The organism is Bacillus luti (assembly GCF_001884105.1).
GTDB classification, from domain to species: domain Bacteria; phylum Bacillota; class Bacilli; order Bacillales; family Bacillaceae_G; genus Bacillus_A; species Bacillus_A luti.
Genome location: NZ_MACI01000010.1, coordinates 20,672 through 42,487, shown reverse-complemented (window position 1 = coordinate 42,487; position 21,816 = coordinate 20,672). Strand labels below are relative to the sequence as shown.

Below are 21,816 nucleotides of genomic sequence, written 5' to 3'. Positions count from 1 at the left end.
AAACAGGCTTATGATATAGTGATAGGAGAAAAGGTGTTGGAAAGCAATGCCTTTTCTTCTATGTATATGTAACGAAGAGGGGAGGAGCTGAAATGAAAAAGCACTTTTCAAAAACGCAATTAATGGGGATGCTCCTCATCATATTTGGATTCGGTCTTTTTCTTGATATGATACTTGGACATTTTGAACCAGGTGGTTTAATTTTTGCATTTATTATGATTATGTTTGGAAGGCATTATCGTAAGAAAAATCGTTATGTTAGGGGAAATGTATTTTTATTTGTTGGCGGCATCGTACTTTTATTCTTTTTATTCTCATCAGCAGCCTTTGTACTCGTAGTATTTGCTTGTTTAGCTTTAATTGGTTATCAACTGATTCAGCAAGGGCAGCAGCAAAAAGCAATGAAGGTTGAAATTAAAGAAAAAGGATATATAGATGAAGAGAAGCAAATATATCGTACAGAGCCGTATTTGAAAAATATGTTTGTAGGTAATGTCCGAATGATGGATCATATTTATGAACTTGAGGATATTAATGTTCAATATGGTGCTTGTGATGTGGAAATAGATTTAACAACTGCTATGATTCCAGAAGGAGAAACAGTAATTGTTATTCGAGGTGTCGTTGGTAATATTCGTTTATATGTGCCATATGATATTGAACTGTCTTTAAATCATTCTGTTATTGTCGGACGTGTGCTCTTGCCAGGTCATGAAGAGACAGGGTTTAACCGCAATGTTACATTTAGAACAGAGCAGTATAAAGAGGCTCCTCGTCGTATTAAAATTATTTCTTCGCTTGTCGTAGGCGATACGGAAGTGAGGAAAGTATAATGAAGAAACAAAAAAATATTTCGTGGATGTATATTCGTTATTCTATGTTGTCCTCTGTGAGTATCGCGCTTATTTGTACAATTGTCTATGTATGGAAAAGCGAGCAACAAGTGTATGATTTATTATGGAAGGAATCCATCGCTTCTGTTCCAATTGGCTTGTTTATTATGACTACAAGTTTACTTATCGGGGGAATTGTAGGGTATGCAATCGGTTACTATATAGAGCAGCGCATACAAGGGTTAAATACGTTTCTATTTGAAGTAGAGCGAGGGAATTTTCCGAGTGATGTTTCGTTTACTGCAGATGATGAATTTCATGAAGTGGAACGAAAAGTAATCGTTCTTGCTCGTCGATTAGAGGAGCAAGCTGGACTCTTTCAAAAAGTAACGAATGAACGAGCTCATTGGAATGAAGAGATGAGACAAGAAGCGATTTCCCAAGAAAGGCATCGATTGGCGAGGGAGCTGCATGATTCAGTAAGTCAGCAGCTTTTTGCAATGTCGATGATGATGTCAGCGATTAATGAACAAGTGGTTGAATTTCCAGATATGACAAAAAAACAATTACAGCTTGTTGAAAATATGGTTGTAAATGCGCAATCAGAAATGCGGGCATTATTGCTCCATCTACGCCCTGTACAATTAGAAGGTAAAAAACTGACTGAAGGTATAGAAGAGTTGTTAACGGAATTATCGCGAAAACAACATATGAAAATTGAATGGCTTATCGAACCTATTGAATTAAAAAAAGGTGTAGAAGACCATTTATTCCGTATTGTGCAAGAAGCGCTATCAAATACGTTACGACATGCGAAGGCAAAGAAAACGGAAGTGCGTCTTCGTAAAATTGATCAATATGCGATATTAAAAATCATTGATGATGGTGTTGGATTTGAAGTAGGAGTTAATAAGGCTGGTTCCTACGGTTTAAGATCTATGCAAGAGCGTGTTCATGAAATTGGTGGGACACTAAAAGTGCTGAGTTTTCCAAATAAAGGTACGCAAATTGAAGTGAAAGTACCAATTATGATTGAGAGAGGGGGAGAAGTATGATCAAAGTATTACTAGTTGATGATCATGAAATGGTTCGCATGGGTGTATCAGCTTATTTATCAACCCAGCCAGATATTGAAGTAGTTGGAGAAGCTGAGAATGGAAGAAAAGGGTCAGAGTTAGCGCTGCAATTAAGGCCAGATATTATTTTAATGGATCTTGTCATGGATGAGATGGATGGAGTTGAAGCAACAAGGGCTATTATTCAAGAGTGGCCAGAAGCGAAAATTGTTGTTGTAACAAGTTTTTTAGATGATGAAAAATTATATCCTGTTATTGAGGCCGGAGCAACAAGTTATTTATTAAAAACATCAAGAGCAAGTGATATTGCGGATGCAGTGCGAGCTACTTATGATGGAGAAACTGTATTAGAGCCAAAAGTCACTGGTAAAATGATGTCACGTATGCGCCAGAAGAAGGAACAACCTTTGCATGAAGAGTTAACAGAAAGAGAGTATGAAATTTTGTTATTAATTGCAGAGGGGAAAAGCAATCAGGAAGTTGCAGATGAACTATTTATCGCTCTAAAAACAGTGAAAACACATGTGAGCAATATTTTAAATAAGTTAAATGTAAGTGACCGAACGCAAGCGGTTATTTATGCATTTAGACATCAATTGACGAAATGATAAGAGGCTTTGGCTATTCATCTTGCCAAAGCTTTTTATTGACGGTAACTAATGTAAGCGTTATCGTTATAGTGTTAACAGTACATACAAGGGGGAGAATGTATATGTTAGTTCAAACAATATTTGGAATGGATAAATCGAAAAAATTAGAGGATTATGTGAACGCATTACAAGCGCTTTGTGAACAATATAATGTTGAAACAGATAAAATTGCAATTATTGAGGCGACAGAAGAATACTATTTATTTTTAGTAAAGCAAGAAGAGTGCTATGATGTCGTTAAAGTAGAAACAGTTGATACAAATATTGATTTTTATACGAAAGCGTATAAAATAAGTAGTTTTAATCATAGTGCTTATCAAATGTAAAAAAACTCCCTTGTGGGAGTTTTTTTATGATGCTTTTGCTTCATGAGAGTCGGCTATTAATGGGACTTTTTTTGCACCGCTTAGTTTAGCGATAGTAAATCCGATAAGAGCTCCAGCTAATGCTGGTACGAGCCAGCCGATCCCTTCATTATATAAAGGAATAGATTCAAAATATGGTGTGATAAATGAAACAGGAATTCCACCTTGTTTTAATCCATCAAATACACTCACAACTGCTGCTCCAATTAATGCACCTACATATACAGAGCGATATCCACCAAAATACTTATGAAGTAATGAAAGTAGAACGAGTACAATCGCAATTGGATATACAACAAGTAGAACAGGGACAGAGATGGCGATAATTTTTGTTAAACCTAGGTTGGCAACTAATAATCCTAATGTACAAATGAGACTCGCGAATGCGTTGTATGAAAATTTTGTAAATAATGTTGAGAAATATTGACTACATGCAGATACGAGTCCAACGCATGTTGTTAAGCAAGCTAGTGTAACGATAAGAGATAATAGAAGCAGACCATACGGACCGAATAATTGTTGTACGATTACAGTAAGTAATTGTCCACCATTCTTTGCATATCCGAGCGAGACACTCGTTGCACCAAGCCATCCAAGTGCACCATATACAAGTACGAGCCCTGTAGCGGCAATAAGCCCTGCTTTTCCTGTTGCGATGGCAATGGATTTGCGATCATTCACACCGGTAGAGCGAATTGCGTTTACAACGATAATTCCAAATGCAAGTGCTGAAATGGTATCCATCGTTAAGTATCCTTCCATAAAACCTTTGAAGATTGGAGAAGTTTGATACTCTTGCATTGCTGGTCCTGATTGTCCGAGTGGTGTAAATACACTTTTAACAAACAATAAGAAAATAGATAGTAATAAAATAGGTGTTAATATATTTCCAATGCGATTGACAAGTTTAGATGGATTTAAACTAAGCCAAAATACGATAGCAAAGAAGATGACCGTGTATAAAAATAGTGCTAGGTTACTAGAGCGAATTGTTTCTGGCAAGAAAGAACTAATTCCCATTTCATAAGCGACGTTAGCGACACGCGGAATGCCCATTGAAGGACCAATTGCGATATATACAACGACAGTAAAGAAAATTCCGAATGATGGGTGGACATGACTTGCAAGTTGCTGCATTCCATTTCCAGATAGTGAGATTGCGATAACAGTTAGTAACGGTAAACCGACTCCTGTTAATAAAAATCCAATCATTGCAGGCCAAAAGTTTTCACCAGCATTTTGTCCAAGCATGGGAGGGAAAATTAAATTACCTGCCCCAAAAAATAAAGAAAATAGCATAAGACCCGTGAAAAAAATATGTTTTTTTGATACAGTGTTCATTGTTTTTTTCCTCCTTTTTTAAAATTCATTTGTAAGAACACAAAAAACTCGTCCCTAAAGAAAGGGACGAGTTATATTTACCCGCGATACCACCCTAATTTATACATGTAGAAATAAATCTATATGTATACGGCTTTGCAACGTACAACATGATACGTGTTCCTTGTAACGGTGGACAGCCGGTAAGAACTTACTGTGACATTCGGTTCTACTTCTCGGAGATGATTTTCGGTTACACGCTGAACGTTGGCTTGCAGCAAATCGCCAACTCTCTGGGGAACAGTTCTATAACGTACTCGTTCTCGTCAATGAATTTTTATTCAAGTATTCTGACAGTATTGTTACATGATTTTTTTAGAAAGTCAACATATTTTTTAGTTTGTGCATTTAGATATCGGAATATATTCGATTATATAAACTATTTGAAGGGGGAAGATTCTTAAAATGGTTTTGTAAAAGAGAAGTGAAAATTTGTAGGTAATTGTAAAAATTGTGGAGAAAATTGATATTTATAGGAGTGAAGAAGGGATTAATTGAATTTATAGAGAATAATACAACAATCCACTTGCTGGAAAGAACAAACCAAAAGAGGTGACTGAAATGCTTGCGATGGGAGTATTATTTGGCATTATTGCTATAATTGGTTTTATGTGGTTATATTATTCGCGTTCATTTAAACAAGCAGAAGTTTTACTCTTTCAAAAAGGTAGTTTGTTGACAAATCAGTCTAGATATTTAGTATGTCCGAAGTGTGGAAGTGCACAGGCCAGAAGTGGAGGGTATCAAGAGTGTTGCAAAGTTAGATTATGAAAGAAGGAAGCCTCACATTATTTTGTGAGGCTTCCTTCCTTACAGTTTCATGGCGCTCCAAATTGTCCAACGATCTCTTTCGATAATAGGGGATACGTTTTGTAATGCGATTTGGATGTGGTGTAGAAGTTGAGAAAGTTCATAATCTGTTAATTCGTATAGAATAGATCGACCTGTTCGAGGAGATAAATCTTGTAGTAATGCTTCTACAGAATCATGTGTTTTTCGTATTTCCCATTGTGTTTGAGCGGGGAACACATGAAGAGAATGTTTTTGTAATTCTTGCTGTATAGTATTTGTTTTTGGTCTTCTTTTTGATTCGGTTTCAATGAGTTTTGGAAAGACTGAGAAAAAATATCCGCGAATGTGTTCGGGACTGCCAGGAATCGTACAATCTTCAATGGTTCGGTCTTGTACAATAAGTACACCGTTTTTCTTTAATATACGAGAAGCTTCACGTAGAAATGTAGGAATGTCTTGTAAGTGATGAATCACTGCGCGCGAAATCACAATGTCGAATGTTTCATGAGGATATGGGATACTATGTGCATCACCTTGAATGAATGAAATATTTGGAACGCCACTACAATTTTCTTTTGCGGCTTGTAATATTTCTTTTGAAAAATCAAGTCCAACAACATTTTTGGCTCCCATAAGAGCAAGTTCTTTCGTATAAATTCCACCACCACAGCCGATATCAATTATTTGCTTGTTTTGTATATTTGTAATACTTTTTATTATTTCTCCCCAAGAAATATGGGCGTTTCGCTGTGCGTATGTGTATTTATTATTTGCATCGTGAAAATTAATGGACATAAAAAAACCTCCTTTCAATGCTTAGTATAGCTTATTTTATAGTGTTTCACGTTTTTGTTTTTTATATGAAGATTATAAGAATTTCTTATTGTAAAAGGGGGGATTAAGTTGAAAAGGAAATATGTATTGTTGTTATTTGCTATGTTACTAGCATCTTGTAGTCAAATTGAGCAAAAAAAAGAAACAAAAAAAGTGGAAGAGACGGTGAATGAAGTGAACGAAACAATAGGGGTAACCGTTATACAAAAAAAACATAAAGAGAAAAAGTTACAGGAAGCAGAAGCTAAGGTAGTAATAGACATTATGGATAAAGCTGAGAAACAAGAAATAACAGGTAGCTTCGGTGAACCTGAATATGAAATACAAATTAGTAGAGATGGGAAAAAAGAAATATATTATGCATGGCTAAGAGGAGAAGACAGACGAGGGTGGGTACAACATAAGCAAGCTATGTATATGCTGAATACAAAAGATACGGAAAAGCTTTTGGCTATATTTCCAAATGTTTCAGAACAAAAAGAAGATGAGATGCAGGTAGGTCCTTTAACGGAAGTAACAAAAAAAGATTTGCAGATTACCGCGTTTCATATTAAAGCAGGCGATCAAAAAGTGAATTATACGGTACGGTATACGATTTCACAATCATTATACAACAAGTTAGAGAAGGAACAAGAATATTATTTGCAAGTCATTTTCCCAGAAAAAGTTCAAAAATTAATTGGAGCAAAAGAGAGTGAAAAAATTTTAGGTGAAAAGGTAAGGGAAGGGTATAAACAGTATGAATTGCATGCTACTGTTCCGATACAAGGTGCTTCAGAATCACAATTAAAGTCATTAGAAACATATTATGAAAATTATGATTTGAAAATATTAAATAGTAAAAAAGAAAAAATAGGTGTTTTTCAAAATATCATTCAAATTGTTAAAGAGTATGGTGAAAAAATGAATTTACAAAGATAAGGTGAAACACAAAATTTATAGGGCCTTTCCTAGGAAATGATAATAGAGAGGGGAAAGCACCCCTCTCTATTACTTTGCTTTTGCAGATGGCTCATTCATTGATTTTCGTGTAATAAGAAAAGAAATCATAAGAGCGGAAAGGATGATAAGGGCAATAAATACGTGATTGGGCAACAAATCTAATAATAATACGTAACTAACGGTATAAAAGATAAGAGTTGAAGCTAAAAACGATAGAGCGCCTATTATGAGAGATTGTAAATTCAATTGTGTTCACCTCCTTTTATTTATATTTTTGGCTAAAAATGGATTATATAAACATTATTTCTAACAATAGAAAAAAATATGTCATAATAGAGAAAAGAACAAGCTTTGAGGAATGAATATGATTCATTAATGAGAGATAAAGGAGAGGAATATGAAAAATAATAAAAAAGGATTATGGGGAATTATTGTTGCAATAGGGCTATTTTTACTTTCTAAGTTAAAGTGGGTATTTGCAATTTTTAAATTAGCGAAGTTTTCAACCGTATTTAGTATGTTTCTATCGCTTGGTGCATACGCAGTTATATATGGATGGAAATTTGGGGTAGCACTTATTTACTTGTTATTTGTTCATGAGATGGGACATTTGTGGGCTGCGAAAAGAAAAGGTATACCAACATCGCCGGCGATTTTTATTCCATTTATGGGGGCCTTGATTGGGATGAAAGAGATGCCGAAAAATGCAAAGGATGAAGCCTATATTGCCTATATGGGACCTCTGTTCGGATTGCTTTCCTTTTTACCTGCAATCCCACTTTATATAATAACGAAAGAGCCATTTTGGGCGCTCATTATTTTGCTTGGAAGTATGATTAATTTCTTTAATTTGATTCCAGTTTCACCGTTAGATGGTGGCCGAATTATTTCAGTTGTGAGTACGAAAATTTGGGGAGCAGGGCTTGTTTTATTGTTAGGTTATTCAATTTACTTTAAAAGCATTTTAGGAGGATTTATTGTTATTATCGGCTGTATGGAATTATATAGAGTTATAAAGAGAGACGAGCCGATTAAGGAATTGGGCTATAGAATTGATGGAATGAAAGAATATATCGATAAGCTTGAAGAGGAATTAAAAGAAACTGGTGCGGTACATCGAAATATATATATGATGCAGCATGAAATGAATGGATTAAGGAAAAGAGAGCGTGAAAAAGAATTAAAAATAGGAGAGCTTCAAAAAATTGAAGTGTTAGAGTATCTTTTACCAAAGTTTGAACCACTTGATTACGTTCCGTATGAAGATGAGAAAGAGACGCATACGATTCATATAAGAGAAGCGTTTGAAATGTCAGAAAGAAAATTACATGAATGGGATATAGAAAAGAAACAACAAGAAAACTATTATAAAGTGGATACGAAAACGAAATGGACGGTATTTGCTTGTTATATCGGACTAATGGCTATTCTTGGTTATACAGCTTATGAAGGATACATTGTTTTACAAGAGCATTTGCCAAGGCGAAGTGTGTAGAAAAATAGTGTCGAAATGATGGGAAGGATTTGTACAGGAATTATAATTCTACGAGAGAATGTTACAAGTGTAGTACTATATTGTAATATTCCTAGTAGAGAAGGAGTTCTGTATATGAAGAAATTGTTAAGTGTGTTCGGGGTTATTATCGTGATGATTATTGCAAGTTATAGTCTTATGAAAGTGCTGTTACATTATGCGGATAAGCCTGCTGAGGTAAGTACAATAGCTCAAATAGAAGATGTGCAAGAAGAGACGAAAGTACTTGATTTTATTCGTATGACACATGAAAGTTATAATAATTTCTTAAATTATGGTAAAGCAGAGAATTATACAGAAGGGGACTGGAACCAATTTAAACAATGGTTTCAACAACAAGAATCGTCTTTAAAAAATATACATACAGAAATAAAGAATGAAAAAATAAAACGTGATGTAAATAGAAGCTATGAAATTGTAAAAAAAGGTGTGGAACTTCAAAATATTGAGTATGTAGTTTATGCACATCGTGTATACCATGACTTAGATATTATCGTAAATAAATATAGAGGTGAAACGAACATCTGGGGGTATACAGAATTTGGAGATGGGAAAGATATAAGGGTAATTGAACAAGCAATACAGTCTAAATAATAAGCTAGCTAGCATTCTAGTTGGCTTATTTTCTTTTGTAAGTGCAATGTTCATATATTTTTCACAAAAACACCGTGTTAATAGTGATTAAAATCACAATCTGTATTACACAATTCAGTTACACTAAAAACAGTTAAAGAAATAGAGGAGTGGGATACAATGTTAAGTGAAAAAACAATTGAAATCGTAAAGTCAACAGTACCGTTATTACAAGAAAAAGGCGTTGAAATTACAACGAGATTTTATGAAATTTTATTTTCGGAACATCCGGAGTTATTAAATATTTTCAATCATACGAACCAGAAAAAGGGAAGACAACAACAAGCGCTAGCGAATGCTGTTTATGCAGCTGCAACGTACATTGATAATTTAGAAGCTATTATTCCAGTTGTAAAACAAATTGGTCATAAGCATAGAAGCTTAGGTATTAAGGCAGAGCATTATCCGATTGTAGGTACATGTTTACTACGTGCAATTAAAGAGGTCGCAGGTGCACCTGATGAAGTTTTAAACGCATGGGGAGAAGCTTATGGTGTCATTGCTGATGCATTCATTAGCATTGAAGCAGAGATGTATGAAGAAGCGGCACATAAAGAAGGTGGATGGAAAGATTTCCGTAACTTTGTGGTCGTTAAAAAAGTGAAAGAAAGTGATGTTATTACGTCATTCTATTTAAAACCTGAAGATGGCGGGAAAGTTTCTTCATTCATCCCAGGACAATATGTAACGGTTCAAATCAATATCGAAGGTGAAACATATACACATAATCGTCAATATAGCTTATCAGATGCTCCTGGAAAAGAATATTATCGTATTAGTGTAAAGAAAGAAAAAGGTGTAGATACACCAAATGGTAAAGTATCTAATTACTTACATGATCATGTAGAAGAAGGGGATATGTTACCAGTAAGTGCACCAGCAGGAGATTTCGTATTAAACATGAATTCGACATTACCAGTTGTACTCATTAGTGGTGGGGTAGGTATTACACCAATGATGAGTATGCTAAATACGTTAATTGAACAAGAGTCAAAACGTAATGTATGTTTTGTTCACGCAGCGCTAAATAGTAATACACATGCAATGAAAGAACACGTTGAGGCAGTAGATAATGAATACGAACAAGTTAAAGCATACACTTGCTATTCTGCACCGACTGAAAAAGATTTAGAAATGAAGAACTTTGATAAGGAAGGCTTTATTGAAGGCGAATGGTTACAATCTATTATTCCGACAACTGAAGCAGAATTTTATTTCTGTGGTCCGGTGCCATTTATGAAGCATATAAATGCTGCACTAACTGATTTAGGTGTGAAACAAGAGCACATTCATTATGAATTTTTCGGTCCAGCAGCAAGCTTACAATAGTGGGAGCTGGAACAAACAAAAAACGAGGTATTATTTTACCTCGTTTTTTGCTTGTTCTCTTAATAATCGATTTACTGTTTCACGGCGTACACCTATTAGTTGACCAATTTCACTTTGTGTTAATATTTCATAAATAGGGATATCACCTAAATATAAGGTGAACCACTCTTGTAAACGATGAAGGCGCTCTTTCGGAGAGACGGTTGTCAATTGATCAATACGTTGTTGCATCATTCTTAATTTTGATTGTAATTGCATAGCGATATTGGCATATGATTCAGGATTTGCCTGAAGTTTATCGTACCATTCGCTGCTCATAATAGGTTCTACCTCTGTTTTTATTAAAGCGATAGCTGTACCGTGATATTCTTTCGGTGAAATTAATGAATGGTGAGGTATCGTTTCACCTGGAACGATAATGTTAAATAAAAATGATGTCCCATCTTCTTGTAACCTAACCACTTTTAATAAACCGGATTTAATAAAATATAAAGGACCGTCTTCGCCTTGACGGAATAGTACATCTCCCTTGTGTAAAATCAATGTTAGCCCCCCATTTAAACAGTTCTATTTCTTCTATTTTAGCTTATATGTATAAAGACAATATGCTATTTAAATAGCAATTTCATTGACGAAATGTATGCTATTACAGTAGTATACTATTTAGTGTGTAATAGTACTAGCAATGAATACGCTGTAGGGGGTTTAGTATATTGTTAGATGCGATGAAGATGACGGATATGAGAATTCCGGCGAATGCTATCATTCATGTGGAAGAGATGAAAGGTGGAGTTGTTCTATCCGTTGAAATAGACGGCCAAATTATTTATACAATGGCCTATGATGAAGAAACCGATAGTTATGCTGAATTATATGATCGAAACGATAAGAGGGCGTGCCAAGTACATGAGGACTTTATGGGATGGTCACTTCTTCACTAAAAAGATGTCAATATGACATCTTTTTTTATTGAATCGATAGATTATACAACGAAATGAAATATATGGATAAGATTTGTAATAAATGATTTTGCATTGTTAACACTTTGTAACTGCAAGTGGACTCTTTTTTCGCTATCATTAAGGTAACAGTCGTAGCTATAGGAGTGGTCAACTTGAGGAACGTACATATTTCAAATTTTATGCTATTAGGTGTTTGTCTCATCTTACTTGTTCTCCTTGGAACGTTTTTATATTCATGTGTATAAGAAAAAAACGCATTCTAAAAAGAACGCGTTATAAGACGGACGTAATGATTAATCTAGTTCCAAGAATAATTAATGTGATACGTAATAAATTAATTACTGCTTTACCACTAAGTTTTGTATTTATATAAGCCCCGATTTTTCCACCAATCCACGCACCAGGAATAAGAATTAATGCATAAATCCAACTAACATTTCCAAGGGAGATATGAGTTGCAGAACTTACAATTGCTGATAGAAATACGATAAACATCGAAGTTGCTACAGCAATGTGTGCTGGGAATGCAAAAAGGAGCATCATCGCTGGAACAAGTAAGGCGCCGCCACCAATTCCAAATAAACCAGAAATAAATCCAACTATAAAGGCAATAAAGATAGCGAGAAGCGGTGGGAATTGATAGTTTACAGTATTTCCTTCGTTATCTGTAAAAGAACGCTTAATTACAGTCATATTTGATAAGGAAAGAGGTTTTAATTTATCTCGTAACATAAGAAGAATTGAGACGAAAATAAGGAACACCCCAAAATATAAAGAAAATGTATCTTGGTTTAAAAATTTGTTTGCCCATGATCCGATAATACCTCCAGGGCCACTCCCAATAAATAAAATAAGTCCACTTTTGTAATCTACTCGCTTATGCTTCATGTAAGTAAGGGTGGAAGACAGTCCTGTAAAAACGACTGTTACCATAGAAGTTCCCACTGCGAGCTGTGGGGATAAACTGTGTAATCCAATTAATAATGGAACAATAATAATTCCGCCTCCGAGTCCAACTAGGCTTCCGACTGTCCCGGCGATTAGTCCGATGAAAAGTAACATGATGTATTCCAAAATTGCCAACTCCTCTAAATAACTTATACACCAATTATTATACACGCTTTTCAATGAGAAATAGGGTTGTTCACAAAAAAGTCGTCTTCCTAGAAAAATAAGGAAGACGACTTTTAATTAAAAGATTAAGTGTAGTAAATAGTAAAATAAAGCAGCTAAAGAAGCTGAAATAGGAAGCGTAATTACCCATGTAATTAACATGCGTTTAGCAGTTCCCCATTTTACACCTTTCACACGGTGAGAAGCCCCAACCCCTAAAATAGAAGAAGAGATAACGTGTGTTGTACTAACCGGTAAGTGAATGAATGTTGCACCGAAAATAACAAGTGATGATGATAAATCAGCAGCTACACCATTTACAGGACGAATTTTCATAATTTGTCCACCGACAGTTTTAATAATTTTCCATCCACCGACAGAAGTACCAAGACCCATTGCAGTTGCGCAGGCTAATTGTACCCAGAAAGGGATTTCGTCAGAAGTATGATAGTTATTGGCCATAAGAGCCATCGTAATGATTCCCATTGCTTTTTGTGCATCATTCGTACCATGTGTAAAGGCTTGTAATGCTGCAGTAAATATTTGGAATATACGGAAGTTTTTGTTCGTTTTCGTTAAGTTAAAGTTTTTAAAGACGACTTTAAAAATACTGTATACGATATAACCAATAACAAAAGCGATAATCGGTGAAATGATTAAAGCTTCAAGAATTTTTATAAATCCTTTATAGTTTAATGAACTAATACCAGCAGCAGCGATTGCTGCGCCTGCGATTGAGCCAATGATTGCATGAGAAGAACTACTTGGAATACCATAGTACCAAGTGATTAAATTCCATGCTATTGCCGCAAGCAAAGCAGCTAAAATTACAAGAGAACCATTAGGTAAAGCAAATGGGTCAACGATATCTTTTGTAATAGTTTTTGCTACACCTGTAAATGTCATCGCACCTAAAAAATTCATAATAGCTGCCATAATAATTGCATGTCTAGGCTTTAGAGCTTTCGTTGAAACAGCCGTTGCAATAGCGTTTGCTGTATCGTGAAATCCATTGATAAAGTCAAAAGCTAAAGCGCAAATGACTACTAAAACGGTCAGTATCAAGAGTGTATCCATGATCAAACTCCTTACGCGTTCTTCATAATAATTGTTTCTAATACGTTTGCAACGCTTTGGCAGCTATCTGCTACTTCTTCAAGCTCTTCGTAAATCTCTTTATATTGAATAATCTTAATCGGATCTTTTTCACGAGAGAATAAGTGCTTAATCGCATGACGGCGAATATCATCACATTGTGACTCGTAATCCTTAATCTTAATCGCATTTGTACGAATGTCGACTAATTTTTTGTTAGACATTAATTCAACAGAGTTTGCAATCTCAATTGCACATTGATTAATTGCTTCTACGAATTTAATCATGTATTCATCAGCTTCTGTAATAGAATACATTTCGAACAGACCAGCACTGTGATCTAATCCGTCTAATACATCATCCATACTCATTGCAAGTTGTAGGATGTCCTCACGTTCAATAGGAGTAATAAACGCTTTGTTTAGCTCCATAATGATTTCGTGAATAAATGAGTCACCTTTTGACTCATACTCTTTCATGCGCATAGAAAACTCTTTTAAATCGCTAGCATTTTTAATTTTATACTCCACGAAAAACTGCGCGCCTTCTTTTAAATTTTCGGAAACATTCATTAGCATTTCAGAAAATTTATCTTTTTTTGATTTAAAGACCATTATTGTTACCCCCACAAAAGTAATATATGTAAAATATATTGGCTAATCAATTCTAACAAAAAACTGTCGTTTTTTAAAACATTTTATCGAAAAGTTTACAAAAACTTAACATAACTCGCGTTGTTCTATTAATAATATTAGTATTCGATAAGGAATATCTTACTTGTAGAATGTCCTTTTCTTGCAAAAAGTATGAATGTGAAAGAAAAGCTTTACACTATAGGAACCACTACGTTATTATAATAAATTTAAAAGGAGGTATATTCTTCCTTTTGAAAAGAAGAGTGTAAACAAACGAAGGAAGTGAACGAATGAAATTGAAGAACACTCACTTTAAAAAAATGCTTGAGTGGTTCAATAAGAGGAAGAAACTTCGTAATTCATTAATTGTATTAGGGAGTTTGCTCGCTATTTTATTTATAGCTATAAATATAATAATTTCCATTCAAGACATATCTGAATTAAAACAAGCTGTTCCACAACCGACTTTAATTTACGATGCAAATAATGAAGTTGCGACTAAATTAGCTTCTTCTAAAACAGAAGGTGTCAAACGGAAAGATATTCCTGACATTATGGTTCAAGCAATTGTTGCTGTAGAGGATAAGGAATTTTTTAACCATCACGGTATTTACTACAGTGGAATTATCAGTGCTGTTTTTAAAAATCTCACTGCAGGAGAAGTTGTGGCAGGTGGAAGTACAATTACACAACAACTTGCGAAAAATGTATTTCTGACACAAGACCGCACATACTCTCGAAAAATAAAGGAATATTTTTTAACAAAAAAAATAGAGCGTACTTATACAAAAGATGAAATTATTGAAATGTATATGAACCAAATTTATTTTGGTGAAGGTGCTTGGGGCATAAAAAGGGCAGCTAAGTCTTATTTTGATAAAGATGTAAAAGATCTAACAATTTCAGAGGCTGCTACGATTGCGGGCTTGATTAAAGCACCGTCTGCGTATTCGCCTTATAAAAACTTTAATAAATCTATCGAACGACGTAATGTCGTATTAAGTTTAATGAAAGAGCAAGGCTATATTTCTGAAGAACAGTACAATAAAGAAAAAGAGACAGGACTTGTATTAAGACGTGGTGTTGATGACAAATATAAAGGGAAATATTCTCAATATGTAGACTATATTGTTAGAGAAGCGATGGATAAGTACGAATTGACACAAAATGAAATTTTAGCAGGTGGTTATCGTATTTATACAGAGCTTGATCCGAAAAAACAACAGGCTGTAGAAGATGTTGTAAATAATGATAATTATTTCAAAGATAACGGCTCAGACCAACTTATGCAAACGGGTGTAGTTCTTATAAATCCAAAAACAGGTGGTGTTCCAGCTTTAGTTGGGGGTAGAGGACCATATCAGTTTTTACAGTTTAACCATGCAACCCAATTAAAGAGACAACCCGGCTCAACATTAAAGCCTCTCGCTGTATATGTACCAGCTTTAGAACAGGGGTATGAAGTATACGATATATTAAAGGACGAACCGTTTAATATTAAAGAATATAAACCGCAAAATAGTGATCATACTTTTCACGGTGATGTGACAATGTATGAAGCGGTGGCAAAGTCATACAACGTTTCAGCTGTTTGGCTATTAGAGCAAATAGGGTTAGACAAAGGGTTGAAATCTTTAGAGCGATTTGGTATTCCATTAGTACCAGAAGATCGTACGTATCCAATCGCTTTGGGCGGGATGCATGTGGGAACCTCTCCATTTGTAATGGCCCAAGCGTACAGTGCGTTGGCAAATGATGGTGTTCAAGTGGAAGCTCATGCAATTAGAGAGATACAAAATGCTGAAGGTGAAACAATTGGAAAATGGTATAAGAAAGAGACACGTGTGACGAGTGAGAAAATTGCTCAAAAGATGACATACTTATTAAAAGGTGTTGTCGAAAAAGGAACGGGTGAAAAAGCGAAAGTTAACAATATTGATACAGCAGGAAAAACAGGGACGACTCAACTTGTAAATGGGCCAAGTGCTGGTGCGAAGGATTCATGGTTTGTTGGGTATACGCCAGATTTAGTAGGTGCGATTTGGGTAGGATATGATAAAACGGATAATGAGCATTATGTACCGGGAGGAAGTCAAATTACGACGACGATGTTCCGGGATATTATGAAAAAGGCGAATGCGAATCCAGCTCAAAAAGCATTCCAGTTGTCGCTCATATCTGAGGCTGATTACAAAAAACAATTGCAAACAATTGAAGAGGAAAAACGTAGAAAAGAAGAAGAGAAGCGAAGGAAAGAAGAGGAACAACAAAGAAAACAAGTGCAGCAAGAGTGGTTTGATAAAGTGAAAGAACTGATCCCATCATTTTGGTAATAAAAAGAGGCGAATAATGAGATTCGCCTCTTTTTTCTATGGATAATTAAAGTAATAATCAGTGGGATTTTGTTCATCCGCACTGATTATTAGCTCACACCAATCGGGATAAATGATATTACTCGTTAAGTGTAACAGTTGTACTGCCAAAAGATTGAGGGTCGTATGTGACGATTATTTTCCCCTTACTAATAGGTTCATAAGGTAATTCTTCTTCATAATCACCATTATTTTCATTATGGATGGAAAGGGTGATTTCATCTATGTCTTTATTTTTATACTGATCTTTAATTGTTTCAGCAATTTGAAGTAGGTTTTCGTAAGTCGAAGCTTTTGTAATAAGCATTCCTTTTATAACCTTTTTTTCATTATGAGTAGAAGAAGAATATGGAATGCTATTTTGCTTTGTATACAGAAGTTCGTATGGAACTGTTTTTCTCTCTGCTTTTGATATAGTGGAATATTTTAGAGTTAAAAAAAATCCTACACATAAAATAATGCATACCATAAGACCAATCCAAATGCGTAATAGTGATATAACTCTCATTTTCATCCCTCTTTCATATCTTTGACTTCACTATTTATCATACAAAACGAGGATTAAGGTAGAGTAAATTTGAGGTAAAGAAACGTAAAGAAGGAGCACTTATCCTCCCAAATAAGTGCTCCTTTCTATATAAAGAGAGATTTAATACACAGTCAAACGAAATACATTAATATAAATATACTTATACAGTAACAATTAGTAAATTCGGAAGACAGATAGTGTTGCTGTTGTGTCACCTGTGTTCGGAATAGAAATCGTATTTGCTGTAGGTTGTACAGCAATTGTTGTACCAGCTTGTAAAGTAACGATTGTAGAGAAGGAAACAGCACTACCGATAACGTTAGTTGAAAAATTACGAGTAGGTGGTTGGCCATTGAATGAAATGCCGAATCCAAATGGTGAAGAGCCTGGGAAAGTTGTAGATGCTGAGAAACTAATATCATATACGCCTGTTTCTAAAATTGTTAAAGTATCTGAAGTGTCATTAAAATTAATGTTATTTAATTCGAAAACTTGATTAAATTGAATGTTTGTTCCAGGTGATATAGTTTGAGGATTTGAGTTTCCTATTACAGCTATAGTTACAGGAATTGGAGTGCCCGCCGGTCCAGTAGCACCTTGAGCACCAGTAGCGCCTTGGGCACCCGCTGGCCCTTGAGCGCCAGTAGCGCCTGTAGTACTGCCACCTAGACATCCAGATCCATATTGAACTAAGATAGCTTGAATTTCTGCAATGAGCTTAACGAGTTTATCAGTAGCACAGCAATCAATTTTGAATAACTTAGCAATATATAATAAATAATTAAGCAGGCTTTGTAGTTCAACATATAATGCACCACATGAGAAAGGTTGTGTTTTTAAAATAGTTAATAGATTAGCGATAATAGAATTTCCGATTTGTTTTTGTGCAGGAGACAAATCTAAGCAATTGAGAAATTTTTGTAGATTATTTAGGGCATCAATCATCAATCAAGTTATCGATATGATCTTGAGAAGGGTTTTGAAAGACAGCTTGAATAGCTTGACCAAGAACTTGAAGAAGTCTAACGAACTCTTTAAGTTCGGACTTAGAGATGTTAATAAAACTACAAGCTCTTACTTCGCAACAATCATTACCATAAAATACTTTTCCTTTATTCTTATTGTTCATCTGTTCATTTCTTTCTTTCTTTCATATAATAAATAGCCATTACTATATATTAAAATGAAAATTAAGCTAAATTCGTGATGGACAAACTACCATTTTCAAAAAAAAATAAGAAGTTTACCTATTAAGTAAGAAGAATTGTGAGATAGAGAAAGGTTTATATAAGGTAAAGAAAAATAGGTTAGAATAAAAAATACACGCCAATCGTTAAACGTAACTTAACGATTGGCGTGTATTTTGTGAAAGAGTTTATCATTTGTATTGATTCATTTTTTCCAGGTTTGTTTGGGGTGAAATGGGAATAGAAATCGTGAAAGTCGTACCGTTTTGATTACTAGCCATTTTTAATGTACCGTTGTGATTTTGAATAATTTTCTTCGTTACTGATAAGCCTAGTCCTGTTCCAGAGTCTTTTGTTGAGAAGAATGGATCAAAAATATATTCTTGAATAGCTGGAGGAATACCAGTCCCGTTGTCTGTGAAAGTAATCCGAACAAAGTTATCTAGGCGATAACTAGAGATTTGAATAGAAAGAGGCTTTTCGCCTTGGGCATCGACAGCATTTTGAAATAAGTTTAAAAAAACTTGTACCAGCTCATGACGATCAATATTGACTAACACACCATCTAATTTGGTGGAAAAATTATAGTCAATCGAAATATTATGTAAAAAGACTTCACTGGCGAGTAGCTGCTGAATATATTCACGTAAAAATGTATTAATAGAAAAGGGTTCCCTTGTAAATTCACGTGTTTTGGAAATAGCTAAAAATTGTGTAATAATACTATTTGCACGGTCTAATTCAGGAATCAGTAAATTCTTAAATAAGTCTTTATTAGATGACGAAACACTTTCTTGTAAAAATTGTAAGTATCCTCGTACGGTTGTAAGTGGGTTGCGTACTTCGTGTGCAATCCCAGCTGCGATTCTCCCTGCTAATGAAAATTTCTCTGCATCACGTTCTGTGTTTAAATAATGAAAGGCACTAATAACTCTAAAAATCTCTCCGTTATAATCACGAATAATCCGGTTATTTATAATACCATAATTTTTATCTAAAACTTCTTCATTATATATTTCGGTGCCTGTTTTTAATGTTTCAATAGCTTTAATTTTTTCTTTTGGCAAGTTTAATAATTGTTGAATTGGCTTGCCGATTATTTCGTTGCGTATTACGCCAAAATCATCTGCAGCAGCTTGATTGCATAAAGTAATATTGCCTTGACTATCAATGAAGGTTACATGATGTGAAAAAGCATCAAAAATATGAACAAAGTGTTTTTCGATTTGTTCAAATAAAAATAGTGAATCGCAAGTAAGTTGAAAATCTGCCTCTTTATTCTCTTTACGTATGTTGTGAATGGAATGGGTTGTTCGTGTTTTTTTTATTTGTAAACCAATATGTGGATTTTTATATGTGAAATGATGTGGTAATTGATCCACAAGTTCTTCATAAAAACGTACTTTATTTTCTAGTTCTTCTATTCGTTTTTCATGAGATACAGTAGCATCGTTTGGAAGCATAAATAAATAACCCCTCAATTTAAAAATTCTTCCATTTAGTATATCATACTTTTATACGGATACTCTTAAAGAAAAGGCTACTGAATGAAATGGATTAGCCGAAGGGATTAGGAAGTAAGTAAAATGAATGTAAGATGAAGGTAGAAAGGGAGGAATAGGTTTGCTTTTCATTGGAGTGACAGGGTGGGGAGATCATGATTCTTTATATATAGATCCCTATGAAAATAGAAATAAGCTACGGACATATAGTGAGCATTTTCCCATTGTAGAAGTAGATAGTTCATTTTATGCGATGCAACCTGCACGAAATTATACGAAATGGGCGATAGAAACACCAAAAGATTTTTCATTTGTCGTAAAAGCATATCAAGGAATGACAGGGCATATGAAAGGAGAAATTCCTTTTTCTACGTTTGATGAGATGTTTGATGTGTATAAACAATCCATTCTTCCTTTAATAGAAGCGAATAAGTTAAAAACAATTTTATTTCAATTTCCACCATGGTTTGATTGCAAAAAGAAAAATGTAGATTTCCTTCGATATACGAAAGAAAAAATGGAAGGTTTACCGTGCGCAATAGAATTTCGAAATCAAACATGGTTTTATCCGAAAATGAGAGATAAGACTATACAGTTTTTAGAACAGGAGAAATGGATTCATACAATTTGTGATGAACCGCAGGCAGGAATAGGGTCGGTACCACTCGTGTTAGAAGTAACGAATTCACACATGGCATTAATACGTTTTCATGGCCGGAATGTACATGGCTGGCTGGATAAAGGGGAAAATTGGAGGGCGGTTCGCTGTTTATATCGTTATAACAATAAAGAATTGGAAGAATGGGTAGAACGCTTAGAACAATTAAAAAAGAAGACAAAGGACATTTACGTACTATTTAACAACAATTCAGGTGGAGATGCCGCAGATAATGCGAAGCAACTTATGAAAATGATGAACGTTACATATGGTGAGCCGAAACCGGAGCAATTAAATTTGTTCGAGTGGTAAAACAAGAAAGGCACTGTACAAACAGGGGGAATGTACAGTGCCTTTCTATATGAAAAAGAGGGGTAACAATGTTACTGAGCGTTTGGTTGATTCATCAATTGTTGGCTTCGTAATAAATGATAATGGTTATCATTATCATTGTCAATGGTTTTTCGAAAAATAAGTAAAAAACTTTTTATATTTTGAATAGAAATAAAAAAGAACAGCGATTAATGCTGTTCTTTTCCATTGATAAATTGTTGTAAATCAAAAGGAGTTATCGCTTGGATAAATTCTTTTGAGATAAGTGTTTGAACGAGAGTGCTCTCAGAAATGGTAGCACCTGTTTTCTTTTCGTAAGCTTGTTTTAATAAATCAAGTTTTTCAGCCGTTTCTTGCGGTAATTCAATTGTTAATGTGTTCATAATTTCTCCCCCTTACTATAAGAGTACCACTACAGTATAGGAGAGACAAGAGAAGTGGATGTGAAACATAAAAAAGGTTACCAAAACTATAAATGGTAACCTTCTTTATGTATAAAAATTATTATGCAATACCGATATACTTTAAAGTTTTTGATGGAGTACTATGATCAAAGAAGTGTTGTAAAAATGCAATGTCAACACCTGATTTGTATGCACAATAGCCCCAAGTTTTTCGAAGTGTATGTGAGCTAATCCCTTCTAATCCAACTTCTTTTGCAGCTTTGTTTAAAATGTACCATGCATGCTGTCTCGTAATAGATTTTGTTCCTTTTTGAGACTTTAATAATGGCTCATTACGTTTCCAAGTTTTACGTTCTTTCATGTAGTCTTCGATTGCGTGCTGTAAGTCTTCATTTACAGCAAACCATTTATGTTTCTTTACTTTTTCATTGTAAAATAAAATGGAATGGCGAACATTTTCATTTTCATCAATTACATCGCTAACTTTTAACTGTAAGATTTCACTTACCTTTAAACCAGAATTTACAGCTAATACGAATAATAAGCCATCACGTTTCGAAGATTGTAAAAGTATATTTTTGATAGTTTCTAATTGTTTTTCATTTTGAATAGGTTGTCCTGCTTGTTTCATTTCACGCACTCTCCTCTTTTATATGTG

23 protein-coding genes, 1 pseudogene and 1 other annotated feature are annotated in these 21,816 nt (G+C 34.6%); of the genes and pseudogenes, 12 read left to right on the top strand and 12 right to left on the bottom strand.

Going from position 1 to position 21,816, the window contains the following annotated elements; all coding sequences use genetic code 11:
- Positions 1-92: 92 nt before the first annotated feature.
- From liaF to BAQ48_RS02245, 4 genes are read left to right on the top strand one after another with little or no spacing between them, the layout of a single operon-like run.
- Positions 93-833 (top strand): cell wall-active antibiotics response protein LiaF, encoded by a 741-nt coding sequence (gene liaF, locus BAQ48_RS02260; RefSeq protein ID WP_071709828.1) that lies wholly within the window; start codon positions 93-95, stop codon positions 831-833.
- Entirely contained in the window at positions 833-1,888 is a 1,056-nt protein-coding gene (locus tag BAQ48_RS02255) for a sensor histidine kinase (RefSeq protein ID WP_071709827.1), read from the top strand. Before liaF ends, BAQ48_RS02255 begins: the two co-directional genes overlap by 1 nt.
- Entirely contained in the window at positions 1,885-2,517 is a 633-nt protein-coding gene (locus BAQ48_RS02250) for a response regulator (protein ID WP_000598710.1), read from the top strand. The genes BAQ48_RS02255 and BAQ48_RS02250 overlap by 4 nt, the downstream gene beginning before the upstream one ends.
- Positions 2,514-2,885, top strand: coding sequence for a DUF3922 domain-containing protein (locus BAQ48_RS02245; RefSeq protein ID WP_116758452.1), 372 nt, complete (start codon positions 2,514-2,516; stop codon positions 2,883-2,885). Before BAQ48_RS02250 ends, BAQ48_RS02245 begins: the two co-directional genes overlap by 4 nt.
- A 24-nt stretch (positions 2,886-2,909) precedes the next feature.
- On the opposite strand, the gene brnQ3 is transcribed toward BAQ48_RS02245, so the two are convergent.
- Entirely contained in the window at positions 2,910-4,265 is a 1,356-nt protein-coding gene (brnQ3, locus tag BAQ48_RS02240; protein WP_071709825.1) for a branched-chain amino acid transport system II carrier protein BrnQ3, read from the bottom strand.
- A gap of 59 nt (positions 4,266-4,324) precedes the next feature.
- Positions 4,325-4,583 (bottom strand) — a binding site (T-box leader).
- 282 nt (positions 4,584-4,865) lie between these two features.
- On the opposite strand from brnQ3, the gene BAQ48_RS02235 reads away from it, so the two are divergent.
- Positions 4,866-5,075, top strand: a complete 210-nt coding sequence (locus tag BAQ48_RS02235) for a hypothetical protein (RefSeq protein ID WP_000880632.1) — start codon at positions 4,866-4,868, stop codon at positions 5,073-5,075.
- Positions 5,076-5,114: 39 nt separating this feature from the next.
- On the opposite strand, the gene BAQ48_RS02230 is transcribed toward BAQ48_RS02235, so the two are convergent.
- Positions 5,115-5,891 carry a class I SAM-dependent methyltransferase gene (locus tag BAQ48_RS02230; RefSeq protein WP_071709824.1) on the bottom strand — a complete coding sequence of 259 codons (777 nt, stop codon included), beginning with the start codon at positions 5,889-5,891 and terminating at the stop codon, positions 5,115-5,117.
- 108 nt (positions 5,892-5,999) lie between these two features.
- Here BAQ48_RS02230 and BAQ48_RS02225 point away from each other — a divergent pair, with 108 nt between their 5' ends.
- Positions 6,000-6,851, top strand: coding sequence for a YhfM domain-containing protein (locus BAQ48_RS02225; RefSeq protein ID WP_071709823.1), 852 nt, complete (start codon positions 6,000-6,002; stop codon positions 6,849-6,851).
- 69 nt (positions 6,852-6,920) lie between these two features.
- Here the strand turns inward: BAQ48_RS02225 and BAQ48_RS02220 are convergent, their stop codons facing one another.
- Positions 6,921-7,118 carry a hypothetical protein gene (locus tag BAQ48_RS02220; protein ID WP_001053353.1) on the bottom strand — a complete coding sequence of 66 codons (198 nt, stop codon included), beginning with the start codon at positions 7,116-7,118 and terminating at the stop codon, positions 6,921-6,923.
- Positions 7,119-7,269: 151 nt separating this feature from the next.
- On the opposite strand from BAQ48_RS02220, the gene BAQ48_RS02215 reads away from it, so the two are divergent.
- The 3 genes from BAQ48_RS02215 to hmpA all read left to right on the top strand — a co-directional run bounded on the left by BAQ48_RS02215 (position 7,270) and on the right by hmpA (position 10,368).
- Positions 7,270-8,367 carry a site-2 protease family protein gene (locus tag BAQ48_RS02215; protein WP_071709822.1) on the top strand — a complete coding sequence of 366 codons (1,098 nt, stop codon included), beginning with the start codon at positions 7,270-7,272 and terminating at the stop codon, positions 8,365-8,367.
- A 114-nt stretch (positions 8,368-8,481) separates the two neighbouring features.
- Positions 8,482-9,000 (top strand): hypothetical protein, encoded by a 519-nt coding sequence (locus BAQ48_RS02210; RefSeq protein WP_071709821.1) that lies wholly within the window; start codon positions 8,482-8,484, stop codon positions 8,998-9,000.
- A gap of 159 nt (positions 9,001-9,159) precedes the next feature.
- Positions 9,160-10,368: an NO-inducible flavohemoprotein gene (gene hmpA, locus BAQ48_RS02205; protein WP_071709820.1), complete on the top strand. Its 1,209-nt coding sequence runs from the start codon at positions 9,160-9,162 to the stop codon at positions 10,366-10,368.
- A 30-nt stretch (positions 10,369-10,398) separates the two neighbouring features.
- Here hmpA and BAQ48_RS02200 read toward each other — a convergent pair whose 3' ends face one another.
- Positions 10,399-10,911, bottom strand: a complete 513-nt coding sequence (locus BAQ48_RS02200; RefSeq protein WP_071709819.1) for a Crp/Fnr family transcriptional regulator — start codon at positions 10,909-10,911, stop codon at positions 10,399-10,401.
- 170 nt (positions 10,912-11,081) lie between these two features.
- On the opposite strand from BAQ48_RS02200, the gene BAQ48_RS02195 reads away from it, so the two are divergent.
- Positions 11,082-11,309 (top strand): hypothetical protein, encoded by a 228-nt coding sequence (locus BAQ48_RS02195; protein WP_000883004.1) that lies wholly within the window; start codon positions 11,082-11,084, stop codon positions 11,307-11,309.
- A 294-nt stretch (positions 11,310-11,603) separates the two neighbouring features.
- Here BAQ48_RS02195 and BAQ48_RS02185 read toward each other — a convergent pair whose 3' ends face one another.
- The 3 genes from BAQ48_RS02185 to BAQ48_RS02175 form a co-directional block, all read right to left on the bottom strand.
- Positions 11,604-12,404: a sulfite exporter TauE/SafE family protein gene (locus BAQ48_RS02185; protein WP_071709817.1), complete on the bottom strand. Its 801-nt coding sequence runs from the start codon at positions 12,402-12,404 to the stop codon at positions 11,604-11,606.
- 117 nt (positions 12,405-12,521) lie between these two features.
- The gene (locus BAQ48_RS02180; protein ID WP_000380268.1) at positions 12,522-13,520 is read right to left on the bottom strand and encodes an inorganic phosphate transporter; all 999 of its coding nucleotides are present in this window, start codon (positions 13,518-13,520) and stop codon (positions 12,522-12,524) included.
- An 11-nt stretch (positions 13,521-13,531) separates the two neighbouring features.
- Positions 13,532-14,152 (bottom strand): DUF47 domain-containing protein, encoded by a 621-nt coding sequence (locus BAQ48_RS02175; protein ID WP_000231448.1) that lies wholly within the window; start codon positions 14,150-14,152, stop codon positions 13,532-13,534.
- A 311-nt stretch (positions 14,153-14,463) separates the two neighbouring features.
- Here BAQ48_RS02175 and BAQ48_RS02170 point away from each other — a divergent pair, with 311 nt between their 5' ends.
- Positions 14,464-16,506, top strand: coding sequence for a transglycosylase domain-containing protein (locus BAQ48_RS02170; RefSeq protein ID WP_071709816.1), 2,043 nt, complete (start codon positions 14,464-14,466; stop codon positions 16,504-16,506).
- 118 nt (positions 16,507-16,624) lie between these two features.
- Here BAQ48_RS02170 and BAQ48_RS02165 read toward each other — a convergent pair whose 3' ends face one another.
- The 3 genes and pseudogenes from BAQ48_RS02165 to BAQ48_RS02155 all read right to left on the bottom strand — a co-directional run bounded on the left by BAQ48_RS02165 (position 16,625) and on the right by BAQ48_RS02155 (position 19,724).
- Entirely contained in the window at positions 16,625-17,053 is a 429-nt protein-coding gene (locus tag BAQ48_RS02165) for a hypothetical protein (RefSeq protein ID WP_071709815.1), read from the bottom strand.
- Between the two features lie 195 nt (positions 17,054-17,248).
- Positions 17,249-18,203 (bottom strand): annotated as a pseudogene (locus BAQ48_RS02160) (Gly-Xaa-Xaa repeat protein).
- 249 nt (positions 18,204-18,452) lie between these two features.
- A complete protein-coding gene (locus BAQ48_RS02155; RefSeq protein WP_071709814.1) occupies positions 18,453-19,724 on the bottom strand; it encodes an ATP-binding protein in 1,272 nt (423 codons plus the stop codon).
- A 160-nt stretch (positions 19,725-19,884) separates the two neighbouring features.
- On the opposite strand from BAQ48_RS02155, the gene BAQ48_RS02150 reads away from it, so the two are divergent.
- Complete coding sequence (locus BAQ48_RS02150; RefSeq protein ID WP_071709813.1) at positions 19,885-20,733, top strand: DUF72 domain-containing protein; 849 nt, start codon at positions 19,885-19,887, stop codon at positions 20,731-20,733.
- Between the two features lie 209 nt (positions 20,734-20,942).
- Here BAQ48_RS02150 and BAQ48_RS02145 read toward each other — a convergent pair whose 3' ends face one another.
- Together BAQ48_RS02145 and BAQ48_RS02140 are read right to left on the bottom strand one after the other, a co-directional pair.
- Positions 20,943-21,137 carry a DUF3924 domain-containing protein gene (locus BAQ48_RS02145; RefSeq protein WP_001094864.1) on the bottom strand — a complete coding sequence of 65 codons (195 nt, stop codon included), beginning with the start codon at positions 21,135-21,137 and terminating at the stop codon, positions 20,943-20,945.
- Positions 21,138-21,258: 121 nt separating this feature from the next.
- Positions 21,259-21,789, bottom strand: coding sequence for a tyrosine-type recombinase/integrase (locus tag BAQ48_RS02140; RefSeq protein ID WP_000806236.1), 531 nt, complete (start codon positions 21,787-21,789; stop codon positions 21,259-21,261).
- Between the last annotated feature and the right edge of the window lie 27 nt (positions 21,790-21,816).